Origin of the sequence: Bdellovibrio sp. ZAP7 (assembly GCF_006874645.1) — a bacterium.
GTDB lineage: Bacteria > Bdellovibrionota > Bdellovibrionia > Bdellovibrionales > Bdellovibrionaceae > Bdellovibrio.
Genome location: NZ_CP030082.1, coordinates 2,978,596 through 2,990,657, shown reverse-complemented (window position 1 = coordinate 2,990,657; position 12,062 = coordinate 2,978,596). Strand labels below are relative to the sequence as shown.

The 12,062-nt window shown below is 47.5% G+C and carries 9 protein-coding genes; 4 read left to right on the top strand and 5 right to left on the bottom strand.

Annotated elements, in window-relative coordinates; translation table 11 throughout:
• Positions 1 to 45: 45 nt before the first annotated feature.
• Positions 46 to 798: an SDR family oxidoreductase gene (locus DOM22_RS14400; RefSeq protein ID WP_142701050.1), complete on the bottom strand. Its 753-nt coding sequence runs from the start codon at positions 796 to 798 to the stop codon at positions 46 to 48.
• 107 nt (positions 799 to 905) lie between these two features.
• Between DOM22_RS14400 and DOM22_RS14395 the strand changes: the two genes are divergently transcribed.
• The 4 genes from DOM22_RS14395 (at position 906) to DOM22_RS14380 (ending at position 4,175) form a co-directional block, all read left to right on the top strand.
• Positions 906 to 1,805 (top strand): LysR family transcriptional regulator, encoded by a 900-nt coding sequence (locus DOM22_RS14395; protein WP_142701049.1) that lies wholly within the window; start codon positions 906 to 908, stop codon positions 1,803 to 1,805.
• 97 nt (positions 1,806 to 1,902) lie between these two features.
• A complete protein-coding gene (locus tag DOM22_RS14390; protein ID WP_168196667.1) occupies positions 1,903 to 2,232 on the top strand; it encodes a hypothetical protein in 330 nt (109 codons plus the stop codon).
• A gap of 220 nt (positions 2,233 to 2,452) precedes the next feature.
• Complete coding sequence (locus DOM22_RS14385) at positions 2,453 to 3,130, top strand: ABC transporter substrate-binding protein (RefSeq protein WP_168196666.1); 678 nt, start codon at positions 2,453 to 2,455, stop codon at positions 3,128 to 3,130.
• Positions 3,131 to 3,278: 148 nt separating this feature from the next.
• Positions 3,279 to 4,175, top strand: coding sequence for a LysR family transcriptional regulator (locus DOM22_RS14380; protein ID WP_142701046.1), 897 nt, complete (start codon positions 3,279 to 3,281; stop codon positions 4,173 to 4,175).
• On the opposite strand, the gene DOM22_RS14375 is transcribed toward DOM22_RS14380, so the two are convergent.
• The 4 genes from DOM22_RS14375 to DOM22_RS14360 all read right to left on the bottom strand — a co-directional run bounded on the left by DOM22_RS14375 (position 4,176) and on the right by DOM22_RS14360 (position 12,037).
• Positions 4,176 to 10,010, bottom strand: a complete 5,835-nt coding sequence (locus tag DOM22_RS14375) for a hypothetical protein (protein ID WP_142701045.1) — start codon at positions 10,008 to 10,010, stop codon at positions 4,176 to 4,178. It abuts the gene before it with no gap.
• Between the two features lie 164 nt (positions 10,011 to 10,174).
• On the bottom strand, positions 10,175 to 10,474 hold the full coding sequence (locus tag DOM22_RS14370) for a hypothetical protein (RefSeq protein WP_142701044.1): 300 nt from the start codon (positions 10,472 to 10,474) through the stop codon (positions 10,175 to 10,177).
• Between the two features lie 10 nt (positions 10,475 to 10,484).
• Entirely contained in the window at positions 10,485 to 11,645 is a 1,161-nt protein-coding gene (locus DOM22_RS14365) for a pentapeptide repeat-containing protein (protein WP_142701043.1), read from the bottom strand.
• Positions 11,645 to 12,037 carry a DUF2089 domain-containing protein gene (locus tag DOM22_RS14360; protein ID WP_142701042.1) on the bottom strand — a complete coding sequence of 131 codons (393 nt, stop codon included), beginning with the start codon at positions 12,035 to 12,037 and terminating at the stop codon, positions 11,645 to 11,647. Before DOM22_RS14360 ends, DOM22_RS14365 begins: the two co-directional genes overlap by 1 nt.
• Positions 12,038 to 12,062 lie beyond the last annotated feature (25 nt).

Here is a 12,062-nt window from a genome sequence, read left to right as displayed (position 1 = left end):
CAAACACTAAAATCCCAGGTGCCAAACACCTGGGATTTTTTTTGGCTAAATAAAGATGCCGCCGGAGGCTTCGATTCTTTGTGCGTTCACCCAGCCCATGTCGTCTTGAACCAGGCTTGCGACAAGTTTGCCGATATCATCCGCTTCGCCGACGCGACCCAAAGCTGTTTGTGATGACAGCATGGCGTTCATCTCTTTATTGTCGCGCACACGTCCTCCGCCGAAGTCTGTGGCGATCGGTCCAGGGGCAACAACATTGGCTGTGATTCGGCGAGGGCCTAATTCTTTTGCTAAATATCGAGTCCAGGTTTCCACGGCTCCTTTCATAGCACCGTAAGCAGAGGAGCCCGGAACCGAGAAGCGAGCCAGGCCACTGGAGACATTGACGATGCGTCCGCCATCATTCATCAGCGGTAAAAGTTTTTGGGTCAGGAAGTAGGGACCTTTAAAGTGAATATTAGAAAGTTGATCGAAAGTTTCTTCGGTCATTTCTGTGAAAGCGACGTAGGCGCCAGTTCCGGCATTGTTCACTAAATAATCAAAATGATCCGCCGAGAACTTTGTTTTTAGTAGATCTTTGATCGCACCTGAAAAAGCTGCGAAGTTTTTAGAGTTGCCCACATCCAATTGAAGAGCGGCGGCTTTGCCACCTTTCTTTTCGATTTCAGAAACAACTTTATCGGCGTCCTCTTTCTGGCTGTTGTAAGTCAGGATGACGCCGATCCCTTTGTCTGCCATATGAAGAGCTGAGCTTTTACCAAGTCCGCGGCTGCCGCCGGTGATGAGTGCGATTTTCATTTTAGAACTCCTTGTGATGCCTCTAATTTAGCCTGTTCATAAAACCGAATAAATAGGCTATTATTAAAAACACTGTTCAAGATTTACGAACAATCCCAGAGGGGCCTATGGATCGTATCGAAAATATGCAGATCTTCATGAAAGTGGCTGAATTAGGCAGTTTTACCGGTGCTTCGGAGCATTTAAGCCTGCCGAAAGCGACAGTTTCGAATGCTGTCCAACAACTTGAAAACAGTCTGGGGGCAAGACTCTTTCATCGAACGACGCGAAAAGTCCAACTGACTCAGGATGGGATGACGTTCTTTGAACGTTGTCGAGATCTGCTATCCGACGTCGATGAAGTCGAAAGTATGTTTCGCACAGACTCCTCGCAAGTGAAGGGAAGAATTCGTGTGGATATGGGAGCGGTTATGGCTCGCAATGTGGTGATTCCGCGATTACCTGAATTCCTTAAAAAATATCCTGATATTCAAATTGAACTCAGCTGCTCCGATCGCCGCGTGGATTTGGTACGTGAGGGTTTTGATTGTGTCGTCCGTGTGGGAAATTTGACGGACTCAGGCCTAATTGCTCGTCCCATTGGAAAATTCACGATCACCAATTATGCGAGCAGTGCTTACTTGGAAAAGTACGGTCGTCCGCGCAAACTTGAAGACCTGCAGAATCATTTTTTAATTCACTATGTACAAACCTGGGGTGGAAAGCCCGATGGCTTCGAATATTTTGACGGCGAAAAGTATCGAACACTGCCGATGAAATCAAAAATCGCCGTGAATAACGTGGATTCATACACGGCCGCTTGCTTGGCTGGCTTAGGGATTATTCAAGCTCCCTCGACAGGAAAGGGGGACTACTTAAGTAAAAACAAACTTGAAGAAATCCTTCCCAAGCTACGAGCGGAACCCATGCCAGTTTCTATCATCTATCCTCACCGAAGAAACGTCGCCAAGCGTGTCCTAGTTTTTATGGATTTGCTTGAGACTCTTCTTAAGGACTACGTAGAGTAAAAAACGCAGAGCATATTCTGGGAGCGTAGTTTGGGTCTTAGTTGCCCACTGCGCAGCCGTGCAGTAAATTTAAGAAAAAACTGTGGGGGTTTTCAATATGGTGGCGGCGTTTACGTTCGTGGCGATGATGTTCATTTCTGTTTCTGCATTCTGTTCTTATAAAAAAGCCGTTCATGGTGATGTGACGATGAAGCTCAATGAATCCACTGCGCAAGTGAATTTGGAAGAATCCAAAGCCGCAGTTAAACTTGGACAGCGTCTGGCGGTGTTTCGTGAAGAATGCAAAGGTGGCAGATTTTCTGTTTGCACCAAAGACCGCGTTGGCTTTGCTCAAGTTTCGAAAATTCACGACAAGAAGTATGCAGAAGTGACGATGGATAAAAACGTTTATTTCGACGCAGGTTATGTTGTCGAAAGCGAAAAATAAACTGCCAGCAATTTAATTTCATTGCCTTGCTAGTGGGGACGGTCCAGATCGGATTGTCATTCTAGCTCGTCGGTTGCTTCCCCAGGGGAGCGTCCCTTAATCTGATTCAGCATCAATATGTCGGAACGAGGTGGGATTGTTTTCCTGGATTATTATCTCCAATTTAATTTTCGGATCCAGTTTTGCTGTGGCTGCAAATTCTCCCAAAGAAGTTCTGCTTATGACGTTTGAGCTTCCTCCTTTCGCCAAGGAAAGTCTTCCTGATGGTGGTGCTGCTGTGGCAGCGTTTAAGGAACTTTATCGTAAAGAAGGATACAATCTTAAAGTCTCCTTTGCTCCGGTAATCCGCGCCAAAAAGCAGGCGGCAGAACGTGCTGATGTCGACGGCTATTTTCCGGCTGTGTCTGAGAATATTCAGAAGAATTTTATATTATCGCGAACAGTGCACGTCAGTACCTGGGGGGTGGCGGAAAGAGCCGATCGTCCTGTGATTTGGAGAGACGTTTCCGACCTTAAGAAATACCGTATCGGCAATGTCGTTGGGTATGATTTAGCGGCCGTATTGTGGCCGCTTCAAAAAGAGAAAGCTCTCGACATCGAAGAAGCGGCCAGTGATGAGCTGAATCTTTTAAAGTTAGCCAAAGGCCGTTTGGATTTAGTATTTATTGATAGCGCTGTTTTTAACAGGCTTATGCAAACGAACGAACAGTTGAAGGGAATCAAAAAGAAGTTGCAGTTCAACCCCAAGCCCTTGCAAGTCTATCAGTATGGAGTGGCATTCAAAAATTCACCCAACGGCAAAGAAGCACTCAGAATTTTCAATGCATCCTTCACTGAAGCTGGATACAATAGTGCAGTGGAAAGTTATCTTCATAAAAACAAGGCTTTTCTGCCATGATGACTTTTTTGGTCATCAGTTCTACCGTTGTGCCTTTTAGTTATGGCTGGATAACTTATAGTAAACGCGAAATAGTCTTTGGATTCACAAATTCGAATGATACCATTTTAGTATCTACATTTGAGATATTTAAAAAGGACGTTCTTCGGTGGAACTGAATTATCTTCGCGCCTTCTTTGAAGTGGCTAAATCTGGAAAGTTTTCCGAAGCAGCAGCACGACTGAACATCAGTCAAAGTGCTTTGAGCCGTTCTGTTTCTTTGCTCGAAGAGCAAGAAGGCGTGGTTTTATTCGATCGCTCTAAAAGTGGCGTGGAGCTAACCGCCAAAGGTCATCAAGTCTTCCATCTGTGCGAAGAACTTTTTCGTACTGAAAAGGCGATTGAAAACCTGTGTCGTGAGGTTCAGGAAAAGTGCGAAGGTCCTTTGCGTTTCGCAGCTACTGACAACGTGATCAATGATTATTTGGTTGAACCCTTGCACACGTTTCGTCGTAAGTACCCTAAAGTCATTCCAAGTATCATGTCAGGTCCTCCTGATGATATTATTGATTCTTTGATTCACACTGAAAATGAATTTGCTCTGTTATTTGCAAAGGTTGCGATTCCCAATATCGAGTATCGTCGTCTGACATCTGAATTCATGTCTTTAGTTTGTAAACCGCAACTGTGGAAAGAATGTAAGTCTTCGAATAACGAGAAAACTTTGCGTAAAGTTTTGGAAAACTACGGCTATCTCTGCTCGATCGGGGCGCTACTGGAAACACGTCCTAAGCGTGTGATCATGGAACTGTTTGGCGAAGCTCCTCAGATTGGTTTGGAAACCAACAGTCAAGAAGCGCAAAAGCGTTTTTGTCTGGCTGGCGAAGGCTTGGCATATTTGACTCGTTCCATGGTTGAAAAGGAAATTGCGAACGGGGATCTTTTCGAAGTTCCGGTCGAGCATCCTCATGAATTCAACTTGTGGTTGGCGATTAAAAAAGGTCGTCAATTAAGTTTGGCTGCGCGTAAGTTCATCGAGCATTTCACTGAAGAAGTAGGCCAATAATTATTGATATCCGCTTCCCCACGTAATCCAGCAATCGTATGTTGATCCGTTATAAATCGTAATAATATTGTACATCGTGCCAGTGCTGGCGGTAGTCGCGGCATTTGCCGGTCTAAATTTGCTCGTGTTGCAACCAGTGAAAGTATATGTTCGGGAAGTGGTATCGCTTACAAGCAACGTATAGTTGCCACCATGAACCATGTTCGAGAGCGTAATTGCAGATCCTCCCACAGCCGTAAGAGTTATTGTATTTGATGTTGCAAGATTCACTGATGCTCCAGCCACAGAGGTCGGAGTGCTGACGATGGTGCCTGTAACTTCAAGTTTTGCGTTGGCACTTGGGGATGCGGTATTAATACCCACACGTCCTGCAAAGTAGTTGCGATCACTAGCGCCGTTTTGATAAATACCGTAACTATTTGTCGTGCCACCCATTGAATCCAGGTAAACCCCATAACCATTCGTCAACGTGCTTGTGCCAGAAATATTCGTGCTGACATAAAGCCCGCGGAACGTATCAGTCGTGCCAGAAGTTGAACTATTCAGGTGGGAGTATACGCCATTGACCGATGTCATATTACCCGATGCGAATTTGCTGACCAGGGCTTCGATAGCATTTGCATTTCCAACTATGCCAGTTCCACCTTGTTCAACCAATCCTGCAACACCCGTTAAAGTAGCACCATTCAATCTTGTATTGCTGTTGTAATTTGCAACAGTCCCCTGACTTCCATAATAAGTGGCCGAGGAGGCTGCCGTCGGATCGGCGGTTGCGTAAAAGAAATTGGTGTAAAGTTGTCCGGAGTTTCCTGTAAGCGAAGTGCTTATATGAAGTTTGGCAGTCGGGGATACAGTCCCAACACCCACAGAACCTGTAGCGCTAATAAAAAGCTGCGTGGTATTGTTCGTTTCTAAAGAAAGAGAGTTGGCATCGTTAGTACCAAGTGTTGCGGCCGACCCAAAAGAATTACCACCATTTACATAAACACCGGTTGCCCCCGTAATCGGCAGATCCGCAGAGGCAATTGTTCTAAATGTGGGATTGCCCGCTGAACCATTTGGAGCGGCAAGGAATGTATTTTGTGTTTGGGAGCCAAAGCCAGAAGGAGTAAGGCTGACAACCTGACAAGCCCATCCGGAAACAGTCCAAGTAGCAACGTGGCCTGCGGTACTGCAACCGAAGTCGAAGAATTTTCCTGTCGAATCCTTTAGAACCATATTTGTAGTTGCGGCATTCACTCCCGTGAAATTCATGTTTGAACCCAAGATAGTTCCTGACGCGATTTTTCCAGTCGTTACTGCGGCAGAGGTGATTGTAGGATTTGGATATGTTCCAGTTAGATCACCCCCTGCGGTGGCGCCGGATTGCATGGCGCCTGTGATCCGAGAGTCATTTCCAGCAGCGAAGGTCGTCGCAGTTGTTCCCTGAAGACTTGCAATTGTGACGTCGGTCGGAGTCGCCGCGGAACCTGTGATATTACCTTTCAAAGTATTTGCCGCCATGTTCGCCATTTTTGCGTTCGTGACAGCACTATTCGCGATGGTTGCCGCAGTAGAACCAGGACCTGCAGCAGTCACATCGCCAGTAAGGGCTGTTATGTAATTCCCAGCCGCTTGTTTAGCGGCGAAGGCATCGTAATCTGTTTTACTTAAAAGACCCGCCGTAACACTTGCGGCAGAAGCCATCGGAATATTCAAGGTATGAGCCGAGCCCGCAGAAGACCAAGTCGGAGCAGTTCCAGTGGTGCCGGGAGTTGCGAATGTTTGAGTCGTCGTGGCTAAACCGTTCAAAGATACAACAGCGCCGCCCACAGCGCCGACAACTTTAATGCCAGAGCCATCCCAGTACTTAACAACATTCGAAGTCGTATTGAACCAAGTTTTACCTTTATCAGAAGCGCCCCAGCCAGTGGTTAGGGTCCCTTCACCAGCATCATTGTAATTGCCAAGACCCAATGAGCCCGTCATAACATCACCGGCTTTATTCACTGGTGTATAAGTCAAAGCTGTTGTGATATCACCGGCAGCTAAGTTTGCGCCTGTAGTTACGCGACCTTTTGTATCCACAGTTACTTTCGTATATGTGCCAGCAGAAACAACGTTCGCCAAAGTTAAGGCGCCGGCGTTTGAAATCGTTGCATCTCCAGACATAGTTGCTGCAGTAGCAGTCCCAGCAACACCTACCCAAATTTTACCATCAGCAAGTGTCGGTAAAAGAGGAGTCGGAGCTTGGCACGCAAATCCTGAAGCAGTCCAGGTCGGTACATCGCCGGCCGTGGAGCACGTAAAGTTCATGAACTTACCTGTGGAATCTTTCAAAACCATTCCAGTTGTGGCTGCGTTAGCACCGGTGAAGTCCATATCAGCAGAGTTGATCGTACCATCCGCAATTTTAGAGCTCGTTACAGCATTTGCCGCAATAGTTGCAGCAACAGAGCCCGGACCCGCAGCCGTTACATCACCAGTCAGCGCAGTCACGTAGTTGCCCGCAGCTTGTTTGGCAGCGAAAGCATCGTAATCTGTTTTACTCAAAAGACCCGCAGTCACACTTGATGCAGAAGCCATTGGAATATTCAAAGTATGTGCTGAACCTGAAGATGACCACGCTGGAGCCGTCCCTGAAGTGCCAGGTGTTGCGAATGTTTGTGTCGTCGTTGATAATCCATTCAAAGATACAACGGCCGCGCCAACTGCGCCGACAACTTTAATGCCGGAGCCATCCCAGTACTTAACAACATTCGAAGTCGTATTGAACCAAGTTTTACCTTTATCAGAAGCGCCCCAGCCAGTGGTTAGGGTCCCTTCTCCAGCGTCGTTGTAATTTCCAAGACCCAAAGATCCTGTCATCACGTCGCCCGCTTTATTTACCGGAGTGTAAGTCAAAGCTGTTGTGATATCACCAGCAGTCAAGTTTGCACCCGTCGTTACGCGACCTTTTGTATCGACAGTTACTTTCGTATAAGTGCCTGCAGAAACCACGTTCGCCAGTGTCAATGCACCTGCATTTGAAAGTGTCGCATCACCACTCATCGTAACTGCGGTCGCTGCATTGGCGTTATCACCAACCCACATTTTACCATCACCCAGTGAAGGTATCAGGGGAGTGGGGGCCGCACACGACCAACCTGTTACAGACCAAGTGGCTACGTGACCAGCTGTAGAACAACCGAAGTTTGCAAACTTACCAGATGAATCTTTAATAACTAAATTCGCAGTGCCAGCGTTGACACCTGTAAAGTCCATATCTGCGCCAACAACAGTACCGTCAGCGATTTTAGAGCTGGTTACTGAATTGGCAGAGATCGTTGCAGCAGCAGAGCCCGGACCAGATGCCGTCACATCACCGGTTAGTGCAGTGACATAATTCCCAGCCGCTTGCTTACCCGCGAAAGAATCATAATCAGTTTTACTGATTAGACCTGCGGTCACGCCCGCAGCAGAAGCCATTGGGATATTCAATGTGTGAGCATTGGAAGCTGAAGACCATGCGGGGGTCGTTCCCGAAGTACCTGGCGTTGCGAAAGTTTGCGCGGAGCCTGATTCACCATTTAGTGAAGTCAAACCAGCACCGGAAACACCTAAAGCTTGTGCCGCAGAACCATCCCAGTATTTTACTTGATTAGTTGAAGTATTGAACCAAGTTTTACCTTTGTCAGCAGCAGTCCAGCCGGTAATCAGTGTTGCTTCCGTGGCATTCGTAAAAATACCAAGACCCAAAGAACCAGTCATCACATCACCAGCTTTATTCACTGGAGTGTAAGTCAAAGCGGTTGTGATATCACCAGCTGCTAAGTTAGCGCCCGTTGTGACGCGACCTTTAGCATCGATAGTCACTTTCGTGTAAGTGCCTGCAGTAGCAACAGTCGCGAGAGTCAATGCACCCACATTCGAAAGAGTGGCATCTCCGGACATTGTAACGGCTGTTGCAGTTCCAGTAACACCGACCCACATTTTGCCATCAGCAAGAGAAGGGAGTAGTGGTGACGGAGTTTGACACGAAAAACCTGAAGCAGTCCACGTCGGCACGTCGCCCGCAGTGGAACATGTAAAGTTCACGAACTTCCCGGTGGAATCTTTTAAAACCATTCCAGTGGTGCCGCTGTTAGCTCCCGTGAAATCCATGTTGGAACCCAGGATTGTAGCGCTCGCAATTTTTGCAGAGGTCACAGCACCTGAAGCAATTATTGGATTTGGATAATTGCCAGTAAGATCACCACCTGCCGTAGAACCCGATTGCATGGCGCCCGTGATACGAGAATCATTCCCGGCGGCAAATGTCGTTCCGGAAGTCCCCTGCAGACTCGCAATCGGTATATCCGCCGGTGCGGCCGCAGAACCCGTGATATTACCTTTTAAAGTATTGGCTGCCATATTGGCCATCTTTGCATTTGTCACTGCGCTATTCGCAATTGTTGCCGCTGCAGAGCCGGGGCCTGTTGCTGTTACATCTCCAGTGAGACCTGTCAGAGCAGCCCCTGTGGATCCTACCGCCACGGCGGCAGTACCATTCCAGTATTTTAATTCATTCGTCGTAGAGTTAAACCAGATTTTTCCTTTATCCGCTGCCACCAAACTTGGATCAGAAGAGTTGTTTGAAACATGCAAACTCTTATTCGGAGACATCGTCATAAAGCCGATGTTTGTGATGTTGTTAGAGTTCATGTCTATGGTGCCGTTCATCGTGCCACCCGCAAGTGGCAACTTGGTAGTATCCGTTGTGGAAGGTGCTTGGCAGCCCCATCCCACAGAAGTCCACGTTGCTGTGTGGCCCACAGTCGAACAGGCGAATTCAGCAAAATTACCGACGGAGTCTTTAACAACGAGGCCCGATGTGGCTGTATTTGTGCCGGTGAAATTCATATCTGCAGAAGTGATGCTGCCATCAGCAATCTTGGCGCTGGTCACAGCATTGTTTGCGATTGTTGGATTTGGATAGCTCCCGGTCAGGTCCCCTCCGGCGGTGCCACTTGGAGCAATACCGGAGATTGTCGTGTTTGTAACACTGGTAATACGACCTTGGGCATCCACCGTCACTACGGGAACTTGAGTCGCAGAACCATAGGAGCTCGCTGTGACGCCGGTGTTATTCAATGACACCGTCACATTTCCGGAGGTTCCACCTCCTGTGAGCCCTGTGCCAGCAGTGACCCCGGTTATAGTTCCAGCACCAGCACTCGCAAGTGTTGAACAAGCAAATTTGGATTGAGCTCCATCCCATGTCAGAAAATTTCCTGCGGTACCACAGGCTCCTGGGACATCGGCTTTTAGCATAAAGTCGTTCGCGACGTGAGAGCCTAATTTATATGCAGTGAAAGAATAGCCCGCGTAAGGGACGGCTCTGATCTTGTTGTCAGGAGTGACCGCATTCCAACCGGAACCATCATAGAATGCCACACGCAGTAAGCGACCATCAGCCGGAGTTGCGACATAAGGGGCTGCCATGGAAGGAGAGCAAGTATATGTATTGCCAGCACTGGGGCTGCAGGTTCCGCATTGATAGCTGCTGGAGTTATTAAAGATGTCTATGACGGTCGATGCAGGACTAGATATATATTGAACGCTGCCAGTTCCAATCGGTACATCAAAGATACCGTTGGAGTTTGTCATATCAACACCATTAAATTGTTCTTGGTAAATCACGCACTGTCCATCGGGAGATGTGATCTTAAAAAGGAAACTTGCGTGCGCGTATTCAAAGGGTTGGCCGCTCGCGGTTAGAATTCGTCCTTGATAGGTCAGGGAGGTTGCGCTCGCCAATGCTACTGACGAAGTTGCGAGCGTGAAGCAAAGCATCCCAATAAGTAGCATGGTTTTTTTAAAGTTGAACGATCCCATGCTCAATGTATCGACTGTACCCTTAGCGTACTTGATGCATCAAATGCGATACCGGCTTGCGATTCCGTTCCGAAATCGGCAGCGAAAAAAGAACACCGCAGAATTGTCTGATATTAGGTCGGGAAGGTTAAGAAAATGAAAAGGAGCCCCGTGGGCTCCTTTGTTTATGTGCGGTGATAGTACTTTTCCGTCCAGTAGCCACGTTTGCAGTACTTCGCATATTTGCCGAAGTGATGACGACCACCTTGCCAGCCATAATGTTCGCGATGGTGACGACCACCACGGCGTGGGTTGATCACGATATTCAAAATCGCGATCAGCGCAAAAAGCCCTGCGACATGCCAGTAAGGAACATCCAGATATTGCGCTGGAAGTTGGGGAGCATAAATGGGCGCCAAATAGTTCCAGATAAAGTAAAAGGGGATGGCCCAGAAAAGTGCGCTAAAAAGTCTGAATATTTTCATTTTAAATTCCTTAATTCTTAATCACGGGTTTGAAGGCCTGAATGAAAGCTTCGTTACCGTCAATTTCTACGTCAGATAAATCAATCTTTTGAATCTTAGCACCTTTGATCGTGACATTACGGATGGTGACGTCACTCAAATTGCAGTCCGTGAACTTCACTTGATCGAAATTGCATTGGTTGAACTGCACATCGTGCATGCCTTTTTTGCTCAGAGACCATGTATCATCATTGATGAAAATCACTTCGTTCAAAGTGGAAGTCTTAAAGCTCACGTCCTCCATCGAGCCGGCTTTGATCAGGCAGTTTTGCAGGGTGGAGTCGACAAAATGCATATCCTTTAAAGAGGCTCCTTCGATAGCCATCTTTTCAATTTTAGATCCGTCCAGGCTGATGTCCTGAAGATTTACGCCGGTTAGGCTGGAACCCAAAATGGATGAGCCACCCGCGAGTTTCATGTCACGCAGTACAGCCCCATTGAATTCGCTGTCGATGATGCGACTTTCGCTATTTAAAGTGATATCGCTGACTTTGCAGCCGTGGAAGTGAACATCGATCATTTCACTGTTGGCAATTTCGATATCCGCGAAAGAGCTGCCAGCAAGGCCCATTTTGGAAACCTGGGAATCGCTAAGTTCGACATCTTCCACTTTACTTGCATCAATGCGGTTTTCATTCATTTTAGATCTTTGCAAAAGCACGTCTTTAAATGAAGAAACGGTGATGGAGTTTCCTTTGAATTCTGAATTAGGACCTGAGGGGGCTTCGAACTTGGACATGGTGATGGAATTGCCATCATCATTTTCCTCGCCAAAGCCACCGAAGGCTTCATTCATTTTGCGATGGATTTTATCATGAATAAAAGAGGCGAAGTGAGGACCCGCACCGCGGAAATCGCGTGGACCATCGGCCCACGGGCCACGACGACGACCGTCGCGATCACGATGATGATGAGGCCCACCACGTCCACCGCGAAAGCGGCTACGCAGGTCTTCTTCATCTCTTTGTTCGCGACGAGTTTCTTCCTGGCGAGAATCCTCTCTTGAAGAAGGCTCAGTGGAGCCCTCCGCTTGAGCTTTCTTCATCAACTCATCAATAAGGGCCGTCGCCTGATCATCAGTGAGCGCGCCACTTTTAGTCATGTCTAGAATTCGTTTAATTTGTTCTTTCATTATTTGGAGCCTTTCTTGATCAAGCTCATGGCTTGATCGAAGTTGATCTCGCCCTTTTCCAGGCGAGTAAGAACTTCCTCGGTCGAGAAAGTTTTAGGGGTTTCTTCCGTCGCACGCTGTTCAAGCTCACCAGTCAGTTTGTTTTTCAACTGTGTAAGACGAGTGCGAATCGTCGGATAGCTCAGACCCAAAGCTGGTTCCATATCGCGGATTCTTCCCTCGCACTGAATAAAGATGCGCAGGAAGTGAAGGTCTTCTGCTGGCAGAGTCGCGAACTCGTTTAGCTGAAATGGTCCTTCGACACGGATATGGCAGTGACCGCAAGACAGGACCGTAGGGCTCAAAAGGCCTTGGCAAGCGGGGCATTGAAGATTTGAATCGATTTTGCTCATATTCAAGTTTATACGCCTTTTGATT